Origin of the sequence: Streptomyces iranensis, assembly GCF_017874715.1 — a bacterium.
In the GTDB taxonomy this organism is placed as follows: domain Bacteria; phylum Actinomycetota; class Actinomycetes; order Streptomycetales; family Streptomycetaceae; genus Streptomyces; species Streptomyces iranensis.
This window is the reverse complement of the sequence record NZ_JAGGLR010000005.1, coordinates 309,621-326,360: the sequence shown is the minus strand read 5'-3', so window position 1 is coordinate 326,360 and position 16,740 is coordinate 309,621. Positions and strand designations below refer to the sequence as shown.

General features: G+C 70.9%; 16 protein-coding genes and 1 pseudogene. 9 read left to right on the top strand and 8 right to left on the bottom strand.

Going from position 1 to position 16,740, the window contains the following annotated elements; genetic code table 11:
• The first annotated feature begins 90 nt into the window (after positions 1-90).
• The 3 genes from J2Z30_RS11465 (at position 91) to J2Z30_RS11455 (ending at position 4,725) form a co-directional block, all read left to right on the top strand.
• Positions 91-1,560, top strand: a complete 1,470-nt coding sequence (locus J2Z30_RS11465) for an aldehyde dehydrogenase family protein (protein ID WP_044568795.1) — start codon at positions 91-93, stop codon at positions 1,558-1,560.
• Positions 1,557-3,107: an APC family permease gene (locus J2Z30_RS11460; protein ID WP_044568796.1), complete on the top strand. Its 1,551-nt coding sequence runs from the start codon at positions 1,557-1,559 to the stop codon at positions 3,105-3,107. Before J2Z30_RS11465 ends, J2Z30_RS11460 begins: the two co-directional genes overlap by 4 nt.
• 61 nt (positions 3,108-3,168) lie before the next feature.
• A complete protein-coding gene (locus tag J2Z30_RS11455) occupies positions 3,169-4,725 on the top strand; it encodes a GMC family oxidoreductase (RefSeq protein ID WP_078956544.1) in 1,557 nt (518 codons plus the stop codon).
• Positions 4,726-4,733: 8 nt separating this feature from the next.
• Here J2Z30_RS11455 and J2Z30_RS11450 read toward each other — a convergent pair whose 3' ends face one another.
• Positions 4,734-5,081, bottom strand: a complete 348-nt coding sequence (locus J2Z30_RS11450; RefSeq protein WP_044581187.1) for a VOC family protein — start codon at positions 5,079-5,081, stop codon at positions 4,734-4,736.
• 158 nt (positions 5,082-5,239) lie between these two features.
• Positions 5,240-6,034 carry an IclR family transcriptional regulator gene (locus tag J2Z30_RS11445; RefSeq protein ID WP_044568798.1) on the bottom strand — a complete coding sequence of 265 codons (795 nt, stop codon included), beginning with the start codon at positions 6,032-6,034 and terminating at the stop codon, positions 5,240-5,242.
• Positions 6,035-6,148: 114 nt separating this feature from the next.
• Here J2Z30_RS11445 and J2Z30_RS11440 point away from each other — a divergent pair, with 114 nt between their 5' ends.
• On the top strand, positions 6,149-7,114 hold the full coding sequence (locus J2Z30_RS11440; RefSeq protein WP_044568799.1) for an LLM class F420-dependent oxidoreductase: 966 nt from the start codon (positions 6,149-6,151) through the stop codon (positions 7,112-7,114).
• On the opposite strand, the gene J2Z30_RS11435 is transcribed toward J2Z30_RS11440, so the two are convergent.
• On the bottom strand, positions 7,101-8,030 hold the full coding sequence (locus J2Z30_RS11435) for a LysR family transcriptional regulator (RefSeq protein ID WP_044568800.1): 930 nt from the start codon (positions 8,028-8,030) through the stop codon (positions 7,101-7,103). The two genes, J2Z30_RS11440 and J2Z30_RS11435, sit on opposite strands and share 14 nt — an antisense overlap.
• 659 nt (positions 8,031-8,689) lie before the next feature.
• Here J2Z30_RS11435 and ssuE point away from each other — a divergent pair.
• The 3 genes from ssuE to J2Z30_RS11420 are packed head-to-tail and all read left to right on the top strand — an operon-like array spanning position 8,690 to position 11,588.
• Positions 8,690-9,244 (top strand): NADPH-dependent FMN reductase, encoded by a 555-nt coding sequence (gene ssuE, locus J2Z30_RS11430; protein WP_044568802.1) that lies wholly within the window; start codon positions 8,690-8,692, stop codon positions 9,242-9,244.
• A 2-nt stretch (positions 9,245-9,246) separates the two neighbouring features.
• Positions 9,247-10,446, top strand: a complete 1,200-nt coding sequence (locus J2Z30_RS11425; protein ID WP_044568803.1) for an SfnB family sulfur acquisition oxidoreductase — start codon at positions 9,247-9,249, stop codon at positions 10,444-10,446.
• Between the two features lie 32 nt (positions 10,447-10,478).
• The gene (locus tag J2Z30_RS11420; protein ID WP_044568804.1) at positions 10,479-11,588 is read left to right on the top strand and encodes an LLM class flavin-dependent oxidoreductase; all 1,110 of its coding nucleotides are present in this window, start codon (positions 10,479-10,481) and stop codon (positions 11,586-11,588) included.
• A 21-nt stretch (positions 11,589-11,609) separates the two neighbouring features.
• Here the strand turns inward: J2Z30_RS11420 and J2Z30_RS11415 are convergent, their stop codons facing one another.
• Entirely contained in the window at positions 11,610-11,795 is a 186-nt protein-coding gene (locus J2Z30_RS11415; RefSeq protein WP_044568806.1) for a DUF397 domain-containing protein, read from the bottom strand.
• Complete coding sequence (locus J2Z30_RS11410; protein ID WP_044568808.1) at positions 11,792-12,649, bottom strand: helix-turn-helix domain-containing protein; 858 nt, start codon at positions 12,647-12,649, stop codon at positions 11,792-11,794. The genes J2Z30_RS11415 and J2Z30_RS11410 overlap by 4 nt, the downstream gene beginning before the upstream one ends.
• Positions 12,650-12,811: 162 nt before the next feature.
• On the opposite strand from J2Z30_RS11410, the gene J2Z30_RS11405 reads away from it, so the two are divergent.
• Positions 12,812-13,315 (top strand): ATP-binding protein, encoded by a 504-nt coding sequence (locus J2Z30_RS11405; RefSeq protein ID WP_245387863.1) that lies wholly within the window; start codon positions 12,812-12,814, stop codon positions 13,313-13,315.
• A 249-nt stretch (positions 13,316-13,564) separates the two neighbouring features.
• Here J2Z30_RS11405 and J2Z30_RS50860 read toward each other — a convergent pair whose 3' ends face one another.
• Positions 13,565-13,693: a hypothetical protein gene (locus J2Z30_RS50860; RefSeq protein ID WP_281062685.1), complete on the bottom strand. Its 129-nt coding sequence runs from the start codon at positions 13,691-13,693 to the stop codon at positions 13,565-13,567.
• A 760-nt stretch (positions 13,694-14,453) separates the two neighbouring features.
• Between J2Z30_RS50860 and J2Z30_RS11400 the strand changes: the two are divergent.
• Positions 14,454-14,832, top strand: a pseudogene (locus J2Z30_RS11400) (radical SAM protein); the annotation flags it as partial.
• Between the two features lie 42 nt (positions 14,833-14,874).
• On the opposite strand, the gene J2Z30_RS11395 reads toward J2Z30_RS11400, so the two are convergent.
• Both J2Z30_RS11395 and J2Z30_RS11390 read right to left on the bottom strand, forming a co-directional pair.
• Positions 14,875-15,732: an ABC transporter ATP-binding protein gene (locus J2Z30_RS11395; protein ID WP_044568810.1), complete on the bottom strand. Its 858-nt coding sequence runs from the start codon at positions 15,730-15,732 to the stop codon at positions 14,875-14,877.
• Positions 15,729-16,736: an ABC transporter ATP-binding protein gene (locus tag J2Z30_RS11390; protein WP_044568811.1), complete on the bottom strand. Its 1,008-nt coding sequence runs from the start codon at positions 16,734-16,736 to the stop codon at positions 15,729-15,731. Before J2Z30_RS11390 ends, J2Z30_RS11395 begins: the two co-directional genes overlap by 4 nt.
• Positions 16,737-16,740: the final 4 nt, after the last annotated feature.

Here is a 16,740-nt window from a genome sequence, read left to right as displayed (position 1 = left end):
CGGTGCCACTTACGCTCGGTGTGTGGGCCGGACGGGTGCGTCGATGGATCCACTCGGGACCGGCCCTGTCGTCCGAGCCCGGAGGAACCCATGCCGGAGCTGTTCATCGGCGGCCACTGGACGACCGCCCTCGACGGACACAGCCGCGAGATCCGCTGCCCGGCGGACGGTTCGCTGGTCGCCGTGGTCGACGAGGCGGGGCCGAAGGACGCCGCCGCGGCGGTGGCGGCCGCCCGGGACGCCTTCGACCGCGGGTCATGGCCCGGCACCCCGGCCGGTGACCGGGGCGGGCTGCTGCTGCGGGTGGCCGAGCTGCTGGAGCGCGAGAAGCCGACGCTCGCACGGGCCGAGTCCCTGGACACCGGGAAGCGGCTGGTCGAGAGCGAGTACGACCTCGACGACATCGCGAATTGCTTCCGCTATTTCGGCACCCTCGCCTCCTCCGGGAGCGGCGGCCGCGTGGTGGAGGTGGGCAGTCCGGAGATCGACAGCAGGGTGGTGCACGAACCGGTCGGGGTGTGTGTGCTGATCACGCCGTGGAACTACCCGCTGCTGCAGACGGCCTGGAAGGTGGCACCCGCGCTGGCCGCCGGGAACACCTTCGTCCTCAAGCCCAGCGAGCTGACCCCGCACACCGCGATCCATCTGATGCGGCTGCTGACCGAGGCCGGGCTGCCGGGCGGGGCGGCCAATCTGATCCTGGGCTCGGGGGCCACCGCGGGCGCGCCGCTGGTCACGGACGAACGCGTGGACCTGGTGTCCTTCACCGGCGGCGTGGTCACCGGACGCTGGATCATGTCGGCCGTCGCGCCCACGGTGAAGAAGCTGGCCCTGGAGCTGGGCGGCAAGAACCCCAATATCGTCTTCACCGACTGCGATTTCGACACCGCGGTCGACTACGCGCTCACGGCGGTGTTCCTGCACTCCGGACAGGTCTGCTCGGCCGGTGCCCGGCTGCTGGTGCAGGAGCAGCTGCATGACGCGTTCGTCGACGAGATCGTCCACCGGGCCCGGAACATCCGGCTGGGCGGGCCGTTCGACGAGAACGCCCGCGCCGGGCCGCTGATCTCCGCCGAGCACCGCCAGAAGATCACCGACTATGTGGCGGCGGGGATCGACGAGGGCGCGGTGCTGCGCTGCGGCGGGACCCGGCCCGACGACCCGGACCTGGTGAAGGGCTTCTACTACCCGCCGACCGTGCTGGACGACTGCACCCCGGACATGTCGGTGGTGCAGGACGAGTCGTTCGGCCCGGTGCTCACCGTGGAGCGGTTCCGGGACGAGGCCGAGGCGGTGGCGCTCGCCAACGACACGGTGTACGGCCTGGCGGGCGGGGTGTGGACGCAGGACACCGAGAAGGCGCAGCGGGTGGCGTCCCGGCTGCGGGCCGGGACCGTGTGGATCAACGACTTCCATCCGTATGTCCCGCAGGCCGAGTGGGGCGGGATGAAGCAGTCCGGTGTCGGCCGGGAGCTGGGCCCGTCGGGGCTGCACGAGTACCAGGAGCTCAAGCACATCTGGCGGAACACCGCGCCCCGTCCGCAGCGGTGGTTCGAGTGACGGCCACCGAGCCGCCGGCCGGACCACCGCCGGAGCCACGGCCGGAGGGTTCGCACGACGACGACTCGCTCGCCGAGCTCGGCTACCGCCCGGAACTCAAGCGCACCCTGGGCAACTTCCACACCTTCGCCGCCGGGATCAGCTACATCTCCATCCTGACCGGCACCTTCCAGCTCTTCTACTTCGGTGTGGCGCACGGCGGCCCGGCGTACTGGTGGTCGTGGCCGATGGTGTTCACCGGGCAGCTGATGGTGGCGCTGTGCTTCGCCGAGCTGGCCGGCCGCTATCCGGTGGCCGGTTCGGTCTACAACTGGTCCAAGCTGCTGGGCGGTCCGCATGTGGGCTGGCTGGGCGGCTGGATGATGATGACGGCGACGATGGTGTCGCTGGCGGCCGTCGCGCTCGCCTACCAGGTGACGCTGCCGCAGATCTCGGCGTGGTTCCAGCTGATCGGCGACGGCTCCACCGGGACCGAGCGCGCGGCCAACGCGGTGCTGCTCGGCAGTGTGCTGGTCCTGTTCACCACGCTGGTCAACGGCTTCGGGGTGAAGCTGATGGCCCGTATCAACTCGGCGGGCGTGGCCATCGAGCTGGTCGCCACCGTCGTACTGATCCTGCTGCTGGCCGCGCACATCACCCGTGGCCCGTCCGTGGCGCTGGACACCTTCGGTCGTGGCCACGGGGAATCGCTGGGCTATCTCGGCGCGTTCCTCACCGCCTCGCTCGCCTCGGCGTATGTGATGTACGGGTTCGACACGGCGTCCTCGCTGGGCGAGGAGTCCCTGAACCCGGGCCGCAACGCGCCGCGCGCCATCCTGCGGGCGCTGGTGGCGTCGTTCGCCCTCGGCGGGTTCATTCTGCTCTTCGCGCTCATGGCCGTGCCCAACCTCCACGACAGCCGGCTGGCGGCGGACGGTCTGCAGTTCGTGGTGCTCTCCTCGCTCGGCCACGGTGTGGGCCTGATGGTGCTGTGGTGTGTGGTCATCGCGATCACCGTGTGCGCGCTGGCCGTGCACACCGCGGGGATCCGGCTGATGTTCGCCATGGCCCGGGACAACAACCTGCCCGGCGGCTCCCGGCTGGCCCGGGTCCATCCGCGGTTCCGGACACCACTGCTGCCGGCGATCCTGATCGGGGTGGTGGCGGTCGCGATCCTGGTCCTCAACATCAACCAGCCGCAGATCTTCTCCGTGGTCACCAGCATCGCGATCATCATGATCTACTTCGCGTATCTGATGGTCACCCTGCCCATGCTGGTACGGCGCCTGAGGGGCCGATGGCGCCCGGCCGAGGGCCGCTTCTCGCTGGGGCGGCTGGGGCTGCCGGTCAACGCGCTGGCCGTGCTGTGGGGCACCGCGATGACCGTCAACCTCGCCTGGCCCCGCGCCCAGGTCTACAACGCCACCGGACCGCAGCACTGGTATCTGCGCTGGGGCGCGGTCCTGTTCGTCGGCGCGGTCGCGCTGGGCGGCTTCACCTACTACTGGTTCGTCCAGCGGGCCCGTACGGGTGTGCTCGCCGAACACGCGGCCGCCACCACCCCGTGAGGACGTGAGGACGAGGACGTGAGGACGTGAGGACGAGGACGTGAGACGTGAGGAGAGGCCCGTGGACCAGTTCGACTACGTGGTGGTCGGCGGCGGTACGGCCGGATCGGTGGTCGCCTCCCGGCTGTCCGAGGACCCCTCGGTGAGCGTCTGCCTGCTGGAGGCGGGCCCGTCGGACATCGGGGACGACAACGTGCTGCGGCTGAACCGCTGGATGGGGCTGCTGGGCTCCGGCTACGACTGGGACTACCCCGTCGAACCGCAGGAGAAGGGCAACAGCTTTCTGCGCCACGCCCGCGCCAAGGTGCTCGGCGGCTGCTCCTCGCACAACTCCTGCATCGCCTTCTGGGCCCCCGCAGAAGACCTCGACGAATGGGCCGCCATGGGCCTGGACGGCTGGTCGGCCGCCGACTGCTTCCCGCTCTACCGGCGCCTGGAGGACAACGACGCGCCCGGCGACCACCACGGCCGCGGCGGCCCGGTCCGGATCCGCACCGTGCCGCCCGAGGACCCGTGCGGCAGGGCGGTGCTGGCGGCCTGTGAGGAGGTGGGCATCCCCATCGCCCCGTTCAACACCGGGACGACGGTGGTGCGCGGAGCCCACTGGTTCCAGATCAACGCCCGCGAGGACGGCACCCGCTGCTCCGCCTCGGTGGCCTATCTCCACCCCGTCATGGACTCCCGGCCCAATCTGGAGGTGCGCACCGGACTCCAGGCCAGACGGCTGGTCCTGGACGAGGACCGGCGCTGTACCGGGGTCGACTGCCTCTCCCCCGATCTGATCCACACCCTGAGGGTGCACGCCCGGCGTGAGGTCATCGTCTCGTGCGGCGCCATCGACACCCCGAAGCTGCTGATGCTCTCCGGGATCGGTCCGGGCGGACATCTGCGGGAGACGGGGGTGGAGGTGCTCGTCGACTCCCCCGGGGTCGGTGGCAACCTCCAGGACCACCCCGAGGGCGTCATCATGTGGAACGCCGAGCAGCCCATGATCAGAAGCTCCACCCAGTGGTGGGAGATCGGCGTCTTCACCGCCACCGAACCCGACCTGGACCGCCCGGACCTGATGTTCCACTACGGTGCGACGCCCTTCGACATGAACACCTACCGCCGTGGCTACCCGACGTCGGAGAACGCCTTCTGCCTCACCCCGAACGTCACCCGGGCCCGCTCCCGCGGCACCGTGCGGCTGGCCAGCCGCGACTTCCGCGACAAGGCGCGCGTCGATCCCCGCTACTTCACCGACTCCTACGACATGGAGATCATGACCCGTGGTCTGCTGCTGGCGCGCAAGATCGCCGCCCGGCCCGCGCTGGCCATGTGGGCGGGCGCAGAACTGGCCCCCGGGCCCGATGTGAACAGCGGCGACGAGCTGGCCGGCTACATCCGCGAGACCCACAACACCGTCTACCACCCGGCGTGCACGGTGCGGATGGGCGCGCCCGACGACCCGGACGCCCCGCTGGATCCGGAGCTGAGGGTCAAGGGGGTGACGGGGCTGCGGGTGGCGGACGGCTCGGCGATGCCGTATCTCATCGCCGTCAATCCGTGCGTCACGACGATGATGATCGGCGAGAAGTGCGCGGACATGATCAAGGGGCGGCAGACCGGCCCGTGACCCGCGGTTCAGGCCACCGGGTTCTCCAGCAGGGTGACCCGGTTCCCATCGGGGTCCTCCAGGGCCGCGAACCGGGTGCGCACACCGCCGGTCCCCACCGGTCCCGCGGTCAGGCCACGCCCGGCGAGCTCGGCCAGGGCCCGGTCCAGCTCGGGCACCTCCAGATTGAGCAGCGTCGAGCCGGCGTGCTGCGGATCTTCGAACACCTGAAGCCAACCACCCGCGGTGAGGTGCCAGTCGGCCAGCGACGGCATCGGACGGGTGTCGGCCGGGCGGCCCAGCAGCCGTTCGTACCAAGCCACCGCGATGTCGATCTCCCGTACTGGAGCGACCATCAGTACCCGCGCGACGTGCATGCGGATCACCTGCTTCCGGAGTGCGATTTCCGTGCTTCTCCTTATGCAGACCGCCGACGGACCCGGAACTCATCGCAACGAGCTCGTACACCGGCTCCGGGGGGTGCGGGAGCTCCACCGGGCTACGGGACCGGGCTACGGGACGGGAACCTCCCCGGCTACGGGCGCCACTGCGGGCCCGTACCGGTCCCCCTCGGCGCAACCGCCTCGATCTTCGCCCGGATCTCCCGCAGCACCGCGACGATCCGCTCCTCCCGCCCGTCCGTCAGCCGGGCCGTCGGCACCGAGCAGCTGATCGCGTCCACCGCCGGGGCGTCGTACCGCAGGGCGAGACCGAAGCCCACGATGCCCAGGACCCCCTCCTCCCGGTCGATCGCGTGGCCCCGCTCCCGCACCCGCTTCAGATCGGCCAGGAGCGAGCCGCGGGTGCGGTGGGTGTTGGGCGTCGCCTGCTCCAACTCCTCGCTCATCAGCGGAAGTTCACCGTCGATCCGCTCGGCGAGCAGCGCCTTCCCCAGGGCTCCCACATGGGCCGGGAGCCGCCGCCCGACGCGGCTGAAGGGGCGCAGGTACTCATGCGACTCCCGCGTGGCGAGGTAGACGACGTCACCACCGTCCAGCCGGGCGAAGTGAATGGTCTCGCCCAGCGCGTCGGACGCCTCGTCCAGATACGGCCGCGCCGCCCGCACCCGTGGATCGCTGTCCAGATAGCTGGTGCCGGTGAGCAGCGCACGGATGCCGATGCCGTACAGCGAGCCGGTGACGTCGGTGCGCACCCAGCCGCGGTCGATCAGGGTCTTGAGGAGGGCGTACATACTGCTGCGCGGGACGCCGAGCTCCTCGGCGAGCTCGCGCAGCCGGGCCGGCTGGTCGCCGCGCGCGGCGAGCAGCTCCAGCAGTTCCACGGTGCGGCCCGCGGACTTCACTTCGCGCACCCCACCGGTTTCCGCCATGGCTCACATCGTAACCGTCGCCGCATCCGGGCCTACCGCAGGTGAGCCGCCACGACCCACGGTGACCAGCCGTTTGTCCCGTTTGGACGGCGCGGTGAACGGTACTCGGGAGTCATGGTTCGATGGGGATACACGATGATGACCGAGCAGGCCGGACCACGTCAGCTCGTCGACGACGTGGTCCGGGCCGAGCAGGTCGGGTTCGACTTCTCGGTGACCTCCGACCACTACTTCCCGTGGCTGGACTCCCAGGGGCACGCCCCGTACGCCTGGAGCGTGCTGGGGGCCGCCGCGCAGGCCACCTCCTCGATCCCGCTGACCACGTATGTCACCTGCCCCACCGTGCGCTATCACCCGGCGGTGGTGGCGCAGAAGGCGGCGACGCTCCAGCTGCTGTCCGAGGGGCGGTTCCGGCTGGGGCTCGGGTCCGGCGAGAACCTGAACGAGCATGTGGTCGGGCAGGGCTGGCCGTCGGCGGATGTGCGGCACGAGATGCTGGAAGAGGCGATCGAGATCATCCGGGCGCTGTTCGGCGGTGGCTATGTCACCCACCACGGCACCCACTACGACGTCGACTCGGCGAAGCTGTGGGATCTGCCGGACCAGCCGCCGCCCATCGGCGTGGCCGTCTCCGGGCCGCGGTCCTGCGGACTGGCCGGGCGGCTGGCCGACATCCTGATCGCCACGGAGCCCAAGTCCGAGCTGGTGGAGGGGTTCGAGGCGAACGGCGGCGGCGGGAAGCCACGGATCGGCCAGATCCCGGTCTGTTACGACCCCGACCGGGACGCGGCGATCGCCCGCGCCCATGACCAGTTCCGCTGGTTCGGGGGCGGCTGGAAGGTCAACTCGGAGCTGCCGGGGACCGCCTCCTTCGCCGGCGCCACCCAGTTCGTCCGGCCCGAGGACGTGGCCGCGTCCATTCCGTGCGGCGACGATGTCGAGGAGTTCACGGAGCTGATCCGGCCCTTCGTGGACGCGGGCTTCACCGATGTCGCCCTCGTTCAGATCGGCGGCGACCATCAGCGGCCGTTCCTGGACTGGGCCGAGAAGCGGCTGCTGCCCGCGCTCAGGGAGCTGTAGCCCGGGGAGTTCCAGGAGTGTCCGCGCGCCGTACGAAGAGCTCGTGCAGATCGCGTACGGCGCGCGGCACCGAGCCCGAGCGGCGGCGCTGGATCATCAGCAGCACCTCGGTGGCCTCACCGTCCGCGAGCGGCCGGTGAGTGATCGCGCCCCCGCGTTCCAGGGGGTCGCCGATGACGCTGAAGTCGGGGAGCACGGTGACGCCGAGCCCCTCGGCCACCATCAGCTTGCCCATCTCGGCCCCGTCGGTGGAGTACGAGAAGGACGGGGTGCGCCCGGCCAGCAGCCGGTGGATGAAGCGGTGCATCAGATAGCCGGAGCGCATCACGATCAGCGGCTCCCGCCCGTCCAGCAGATCCGCCGCGCTCACCGTCGGCCGGGCGGCCAGCGGGCTGTCCGGGCGCAGACAGACCACCGGGCGGCCCCGCAGCAGCTCGGTGGACTCCAGAGTGGGCGGCACGTCGTCCCCCTGGAGGCAGTTGACCAAACCAAGGTCGAAACTCCCCTCCAGCAGCGCCCGGTGGATCTCGGCCTGCTGCGCGCCCACCACCTCGACCTGGGTCACCGGGTGGGTGGCGCGGAACTCCCGGACGGCCGGGACCAGCAGCGGGACGGTCGCGGTGTTGACCGTGCCCAGCCTGATCATCCGGCTGACCCGGTGCTGGTCACCGGCGGCGCCGCGCAGCCGGTCGACGGCCTCGATGACGCTGGCTATATGCGGCAGCAGCTCCCGTCCCTCCGCGCTGATCGTCGCGCCGGAGCGCTTGCGCTCCAGCAGATCCACACCGAGTTCGCGTTCGAGATTGCGCACCGTCTCGCTGAGCGCCGGCTGGGACAGATGCAGTTCCTCGGCGGCGCGGCGGAGCGATCCGAGGCGGGTGACGGCGGCGATGTATTCCAGCTGTTCAATTCGCACGCTCCGTACCCTGCCCGCGCGGGCCCGCCCGCTTCAAGGGGATCCCTATCACGGTCTCATGAATACCGACTCACTCCCCGGCCCGCCTCCCGGGTAATCTCGAAGCGGGCGCCGCGGAATTCCGCCGCCCGGCCCGCACGTCCGGGAGATGGAATGGCTCCCGGGCCTTCTTGACCGGCAGGACTTCCCCCTGGTTGGATCGGTGACATGAAGCGACAGGACCTCACGCGGCGACGCCATGTCGACCTCGCGCGTGTCTCCAGCGCGTCCTGTTGCTGTCCGGTCTGACCCGCCGTACGGGTCCGAGCGAGCCCTGAGGGACCGCCTCCGCTTCGCTCCCCGTCGCCTCCCATGATCGGGAAAGGCTTTTAGCCGCCGCCACCGAGGAATCGCGGCCGCGCGGCCCCGCCTTCGGCGCCCTTTCGCGCTCCCGGTCTTTCCGCGCCCCTGCCACGGTGAATTCCGCTCGCCGCCGGGGCGCCGATTCCCCATGCCCGTAATTGCTCCACCGGGAGTTCCCCATGCCCGCAGAACCCCTCCGTTTCGCCTATTGGGTGCCCAATGTCAGCGGCGGTCCGGTCACCAGCACCCACCGGTGACCGCCACCGTTCCCACCGGCTCCCACCCCACCGCCTGAACCGCATCACGAAGGGTTGCCCATGGCCACCGTCCTGTCCCTCTCCGGCTCTCCCTCCGCCACCTCACGCACCGCCCGGCTGCTGCGCCATCTGGACGCCCGGCTGACCGCCCAGGGCCATCATGTGGTGCCGCTCGACGTCCGCAGCCTGCCCGCCGCCGCGCTGCTCGGCGCGGACTTCTCGCACCCGGCCATCGTCCGGGCCAAGGCGCTGGTCGAGCAGGCGGACGGGCTCGTGGTGGGGACGCCGGTCTACAAGGCCGCCTACTCCGGGCTGCTGAAGTCCCTGCTGGACCTGCTGCCGCAGTACGCGCTCACGGGCAAGACCGTGCTGCCGCTGGCCACCGGTGGCAGCACCGCCCACGTCCTGGCCATCGACTACGCGCTGCGGCCGGTGCTGTCCTCCATGGGCGCGGCCCATATCGTCCAGGGCTGGTTCACCCTGGACAAGGACATCACGGTGGAGCCGGACGGCGGGGTGAGCGTGACCGCCGGGGCCGCCGAGGCGCTGGAGCAGGTGGTCGACCAGTTCTCGGTGGCGCTCGGCCGCCCCACCGTGCTGGCCGCGGCGAGCTGACCATGTCGTCCCTGCCCGAGCCTGCCCATGTCATCGCCGATGACACCGAGGCGCTGAAGGTGGCCGCGGCGCTGGCCGAGGAGTTCCGTACGGGCGCCGCCGAGCGCGACGCGCAACGCAGGCTGCCGCGGGCCGAACTGGACCGGCTGTCCGCGTCCGGGCTCCTGGCCATCACCGTCCCGGCCGGGCACGGCGGCGCGGATGTGTCCGCCGTGGCCCTCGCCGAGGTGTTCCGGCTGCTCGCGGCCGCCGACGCCAGCATCGCCCAGATCCCGCAGAGCCACTTCTCCTACGTCAATGTGCTGCGCCGTCAGGGCACCGAGGCCCAGCAGGCGTTCTTCTTCGGCGAGGTGCTGGCCGGGAAGCGGTTCGGCAACGCCCAGTCGGAGGCGGGCACCAAGCACCTCCAGGACATCCGCACCCGCCTCACCCCGGCCGCCGACGGCTCGTACACCCTGACCGGTGTCAAGCACTACTCCACCGGCGCGCTGTTCGCCGACTGGATCCCGGTGTCGGCCCGTGCGGAGAACGACGAACTCCATGTGGCCTATGTGCCACGGGACGCGCCCGGTCTGACCGTCGTGGACGACTGGGACGGCATGGGCCAGCGGACGACCGCGAGCGGCACCGTCCGGCTGGCGGCCGTGCCGGTGCCGGCCGACCGGGTCGTACCGCACCACCTCACCTTCCGCGGGCCCCAACTGCACGGAGCCGCCGCGCAGTTGCTGCACGCGGCCATCGACTCGGGGGTCGCCTCGGGGGCACTGGCGGAGGCGGTGACGTTCGTCCGCACCAAGAGCCGCCCCTGGTTCGAGAGCGGCTTCGAGACCGCCGCCGAGGATCCGCTGCTCATCCAGCGCTTCGGTGAGCTGGCGCTCCAGGTCCGGGGCGCCGAGGCGCTGCTGTCCGCCGCCGCGCGGGCCGTGGACACCGCCCGTGGCCATCTCGACGACGACACCGCCGCCGAGGCGTCGATCGCGGTGGCCGCGGCGAAGGTGGCGGCGGCCAACGCGGCCGTGGAGACGGGCAGTTCGCTGTTCGAGGTGTCCGGCACCCGCTCGGCCCTGGACGCCCTGGGCCTGCACCGCCACTGGCGGGACGCCCGTACGCACACCCTGCACGACCCGGCCCGCTGGAAGGTCCAGCACATCGGCCGCTATGTGCTGAACGGAATGAAACCTCCCCGCCACGGCCTCCTGTAGTCCCCCCGCCCCCCCCTGAACGGAGCCGCACCATGTCCCTCACCTTCCACTGGTTCCTGCCCACCAACGGCGACAGCCGACATGTCGTCGGCGGTGGCCATGGCACCCCCGTCACCTCGGCCGGAGGGGACCGCCCGCCGTCCGTCGGCTATCTCTCCCAGATCGCCCGCGCCGCCGAACACCTCGGCTTCGAGGGCGCCCTGACCCCGACCGGTGCCTGGTGCGAGGACGCCTGGCTGACCACCGCGATGGTCAGCCAGCACACCGAGCGGCTGAAGTTCCTGGTGGCCTTCCGCCCCGGCTTCCTCTCCCCCACCTTCGCCGCCCAGATGGCCTCCACCTACCAGCGGCAGACCGGCGGACGGCTGATGCTCAACGTGGTCACCGGCGGTGAGAGCCAGGAGCAGCGCGGCTACGGCGACTTCCTCGACAAGGAGGCCCGCTACGCCCGCACCGGCGAGTTCCTGGGCATCGTCCGCGACCTGTGGGACGGCAAGACCGTCGATCTCGCCGGGGAACACCTCCATGTCGAGGGCGCCAAGCTGGCCCGGCTCCCCGACCCGATCCCCCAGGTCTACTTCGGCGGCTCGTCCCCCGCCGCCGGTCAGGTCGCCGCCCGCCACTCCGATGTCTACCTCACCTGGGGCGAACCCCCCGCCCAGGTGGCCGAGAAGATCGCCTGGATCCGCTCCCTCGCCGCCGAGCAGGGCCGTACGATCCGCTTCGGCATCCGGCTGCACGTCATCACCCGCGACACCGCCGAGCAGGCATGGGCCGAGGCGCGCCGGCTGCTCGACGGCTTCGACCCGGAGACCGTGCGCTCCGTCCAGAACGGCCTCGGCCGCAGCGAGTCCGAGGGCCAGCGGCGCATGCTCGCCCTGCACGGCGGCAGCCTGGACAACCTCGAGATCTACCCCAACCTCTGGGCCGGTGTCGGCCTGGTGCGCGGCGGTGCGGGCACGGCCCTGGTGGGCAGCCACGCCGAGGTGGCCGAGCGGATCGCCGAGTACCACCGCCTCGGCATCGACGAGTTCATCCTGTCCGGCTATCCGCACCTGGAGGAGGCGTACTGGTTCGGCGAGGGCGTCCTGCCGCTGCTGCGCAAGCAGGGGCTATGGGCCCACCCGGCGCGCCCGCGATGAATTCGCGGGCGCGCCTCCGGCTCAGCCGTGCGCGGCGAACCGGATGAACCGCGCCCAGCCGTCACGGCTGACGGCGAGACCGGCGCGCGCCGTGTCCTTGGAGTCCCGTACGTGGACGGCCCCTTCGGTGACGGCGACCTCAACGCAGTCGTCTCCCTGACTGCCGCTGTAACTGGACTTGAACCAAGCAAATTCCGTCGCGCTCATAGCTCTCCTCGCAGTCGCTCCAGCAAGCCCCGCGAGTCTTGGGGCGTCAGGGCTTGCGAGCGCAGTGTGTCATAGCGCTGACAGAGCAGGCTCACCTCTTTCCGGTCGGCGATCAGCCGTCCGTTCTGCTGCCCTTCGGAGTACGCGAGGCGCCGCCCCTCCGGCGTTTCCAAGAGCCGAACAGGACCGTCCAGGCAGGCGTGCAACTCAGCTTCCAGCGGTACCACTTGCAGCTTCACATTGCGCGGTGCGCTGTGCTCCAGTACGTGGTCGAGCAAGGCCCGCCGCTGCTCCCTGTCGCCGAACCCGCGCCGGAACACGGCCTCCTCCACGATGAAGCTGAACGGGACGTGCGGCCGCTCGTGCAGCATCTTCTGCCGCTCGGTCCGCGCCACAAGCTGGGCCTCCAACTGCTCATCCGTCAGCAGAGGGATGGTGCCATCGAAGACCGCCCGCGCGTAGTCCTCCGGCTGCAACAGCCCCGGCACCAGCCGACACTCATACGTGTACAGGCTCACCGCCACCCGCTCCAGCCGCGCCCACCGCCGGAACCACGCCGCAAGACCCGGCTCGCCGCGCGACAGATGCTGGGCCGCCTTCCGTAGCGCGCCCGTGTTGCCCAGGACCTCCTCCGCCCGCTCCACGAACGAGTCGTCCGGCATGCGCCGCCCCAGCTCCACCGACGCCACGGTGTGCTTCGAGAATCGGACCAGCTCCCCGAACTGAGCCCGGGTGAGGCCCGCGTGTTCGCGGAGGGCCTGGACCACGGCCCCGAAAGTCCGCAGACTGTCGGAGGGGTCGGGTTCCCGTTCCCAGTCACCGTCCCCGGCCATACAGGTGTTGTCGGTCGTCATACGCGGACACCTCCAGGTGTGTACGTGCGAGGGCCCCCGCGCTCGACTCACCCAGAGTGACGGATCAACGGCTGTACCGTCCACCGAACGCGCATGTACGCTGACGCTGCGTACGCGGCGCGGTGCTGGCGAAGGTCGAAGATCACCCGCCACCGTGGCCCCATGAACGCAAGCACGCCCCAACTCCCCGCCACGAGCTGGACCTTTACCCAGCGTCTGTCCGCCACGCGGCGCGGGGCCCGGCTGGCCCGGCTGCTCGCCGTGGAACAGCTCCGCGTCTGGCCCGTGTCACCCGACGTCGCCGACCGCGCCGTGGCGGTCATCGCCGAACTGAGCGCCAACGCGGCGCTGCACGGGCGCGTACCGGGCCGCGACTTCCGGCTCGGCCTCGTCCTCGACGGCGCCACGGAAACCCTCCGCATCGAGGTCACCGACACACGGGGCGAACGGCAGCCCGCCCTCCAGCCGACCGCCCCTCCCCCGGACCGCGAAACCGGGCGCGGCCTGCTGCTGGTGGACGCGCTCGCCGACCGCTGGGGCACCGAGCCGCACCATCCGGTGGGCAAGACGGTGTGGGCGGAGCTGGGCTCCCGCCCCGGCGCCCCGACCGAGGGGGCAGCTTCCCGTCGCGGTGGGCGGCGCGTCTCGTCTGACCGAGGCGTTTAGGCGAGGAAATAGGGATCTCCTCGTGCTACAGCGCCGCCGGAACAGGCTCCACGGTGACCTGAGCCAGGTATAGTTCTCTCGTGTCGATCGGGGGATGCCAACCGCCCAGTCCCGAGCGACACTGGAGGGCCCGACCCGGGAGGCACCCCGAGCCAGACCCTCCCACGCGGTTCACAAGCCCGGTCGCCTAACTACCGACCGGGCTTCTGCGTACGAAGCTCGGTCCCGACCGTCTCGTGTGTGGGACTTCTACTGCGCGAACTGTCCCACAACGGCGATGATGGCCACGATCAACCCTGCCGCCGCCAGATAGACCTGCCAACGCTCGGCATCGGTCCAACCTCGTCGGCGAGGCTTGACATCGTCTGCATCACCCACGTCCCACCCCCATTCGATCTTCGAGCAGGTCCGTCGAGGGTTCTCGGCGAACCTGCCGCGATGATCGCGGGAGGTGCGGAGCGCGTACGAAGTATGTCATGGGGCACCCGCCCCAGTGCACCGGAACATCACGATTGATCTGAGCTTTTCTTGAGCTTGGTGCAGGTCAGAGATCCGCATCGCAGGATCCATCGTGATCATTTCCGGCGGTGCAGCGCATCTGCCAGCGGTAGAGCAACGCGGTGTTCTCGTGGCCCGCGTTGTGTATCACCACCGTGATGCAGCGCAGCACGCCCCCGATCAACGGCGCGACACGGAGTCGGTTGGTTGTGGGCGATCATCGTGGGAGTCGTCCTGGGTCTGACGCGAGTGCAGATGGGCGCCATGCGGTGGATGGCGCAGGAGCAACAGTCGATGACGTGACATCACTTGTAGGCCATATCCCTCATCTGCACCGGTGAACTGGAAGTCGTAGCGCTGCATGTCGATCGACCATGAGCGGTCGCCCACCACCTAGATCACTCGGTCCACACCCTCGATCAGATCATCCGTCGGCAGCCTGGCCAGGTCCGCCCGCAGCGAAGTGAGGGCCACGTACTGCAGGCACGCAAGCCCGCCTGCAGTCGCCTGACCGGCAGGCCGACCGCCGACTCGTTGAACCGGAAGTTGTTCAGCGAAGTACTCGACGGGGTAGACGCCGTCCCCGAACAAGTCGGCAACAGCCGTGTCGCCGGATCCACCTCGCGGATGTACCACATCCGTGCGGCTCGCTGCGAGACCGACGCCATCCGTTTCGTATCGATCAGTCGATCTGCGGGGCTCGCTGACCGACCGGTGCAATCTGCGCTGTACGTACTGCATGCCCGAAGAGGGCCTGCAGTGGCTGGCCAAGCCCGACCTGGCATCGGCCTCAAGCGCACGGCGACGGCCCCTGAAGGCGGCGGGCCCCGGACCGGGCGAACATCTCCCTGGTCACCCTCCGCCCGGACGTCTTCAAGACCCTCACCCGCCCGGGGTCGGCACAAGGACGTCATTGAGGGCCTGGAGGCCGCCCGCGACGCGGGCCTGACCCCCGGTCAAGGTCAACACCGTTCTGATGCCGGAAGCTGAACGAGGACGAGGCCCCGGACCTGCTCGCACGGGGGAGCACAACTAGGAACTGCGCTTCATCGGGCAGATGCTCACAGCTCGGCGAGTTCCGCGCGCAGCCGTACCGTCTCCGCCGGGTCCCAGCCGTCGTGCGGCACCGACGACAGCAGGAGCCGGGTGTACGGATCCTCCGGGGTGTCCAGAACCCGGGCCGTCGGGCCCGTCTCGACCGCGCGGCCGCGCCGCATCACCAGCGTGTCGTCCGTGATGTGCCGTACGACGGCCAGGTCATGGCTGACGAAGACCAGGGCCACGCCGGTGTCCCGGCGGATGTCGGCGAGCAGCCGGAGGATCTGCGCCTGGATGGACACGTCCAGCGCCGCCACCGCCTCGTCCAGCACCAGCACCTCGGGTTCCACGGCGAGCGCACGGGCGATGGCCAGCCGCTGGCGCTGCCCGCCCGACAGACCGCGTGGGCGGGCGTCGCCCTCCCGCTTGCCGAGGCCCACCTGGTCCAGCAGCTCCTCGATCCGGCCGGCGGCGGCCTGCCCCTCGTACCGGCCGTGCAGCCGCAGCGCGGTGTGCAGACACTGACGCGCGGTCAGCCGCGGGTCGAGCGATACGTACGGGTCCTGGAAGACGATCTGGATCTCGCGGGCGCGGCCCAGCCGGGCCGCCCGGCGCGCACCCGGTCCGAGCGGCAGCCCACCGCCCCGCCGCCCCGGTGTGCGCTCCCGCCCGTTCACCGTGATGGTCCCCGCGTCCGGGCGTACGAGGTCCACCAGGATCCGGGCCACCGTGGTCTTGCCGGAGCCGGACTCCCCGACGATGCCCAGCGAGCCGCCGGCCGGGACGGAGAACGAGACGTCGTCCACGGCCGTGGTCCGGCCACCGCCCGGGAGCGCGTAGTCCTTGCGCAGCCCCTCCACGACGAGTGCGGGCTCGGTCATGCGCTGCTCCTCGATACGAGTTCCAGTCGGCGGCAGGCCGCGAAGCCGTACCTCTCCGATCCGTCGCCGTCGCCGCCTAGGGGGACGGCCACCGGCGCCCAGGTCTCGCACTCCGCCTCGGCCCGTGCGCAGCGCGGGAGGAAGGGGCAGCCGGTGAGGGCGTCGGACAGGGAGGGCGGGCGGCCGGGGATGGGCCGCGGCTCGCGGTCGTCCCCCAGGCTGGGCGAGCATTCCAGCAGACCGCGGGTGTAGGGGTGTTTCGGGTCGGCGAACAGCCCGCGGGCGGGCTGCTGCTCCACCACACGGCCCGCGTACATCACGTACACGCGGTCGCAGTAGGCGGCCGCGAGCGGCAGGTCGTGGGTGATGAAGAGCGTTCCGATGCCGCTTCCGGCCCGCCGCCGCTCCTCCTGGATGGACCGCAGCAGGGCCAGCACCTCCGCCTGGGTGGTCGCGTCCAGCGCGCTCGTCGCCTCGTCGGCGAGGAGGAGGTCCGGGTCGGTGGACAGGGCGGCGGCGATCACGACCCGTTGCAGCATCCCGCCGGACAGCTCGTGCGGGCGCTGCCGCATCCGGCGCTCGGGGTCGGACAGCCCCACCGAGGCCAGCAGCTCCGCCGCCTTCACCACCGCGTCGCGCCGGGACAGGCCCAGGACCCGGGTGAGCGGATCGGTGAGGAAGTCACCGATCCGGCGGACCGGGTTCATCGCGGAGCGCGGGTCCTGGAAGATCATGGAGACGGTTCGGGACCGGTGCCGGCGCAGCCGGGCCGGGTCCATGGCGAGCACGTCCTCACCGTCCACCCGTACCGAGCCGGAGGCCCGCGCCCCCTCGGGGAGCATGCGCAGCACCGCCCGTGCCGTCGTGGACTTGCCCGAGCCGGACTCGCCCACCAGGCCGACCACTTCGCCCCGGCCGACCCTCAGCGACACCTCGGCGAGCATCGGCCGGGCGGCGGCACCGGCCGGCAGTTCGATGGTGAGATCCTCGATGTCCAGCAGCATCGCC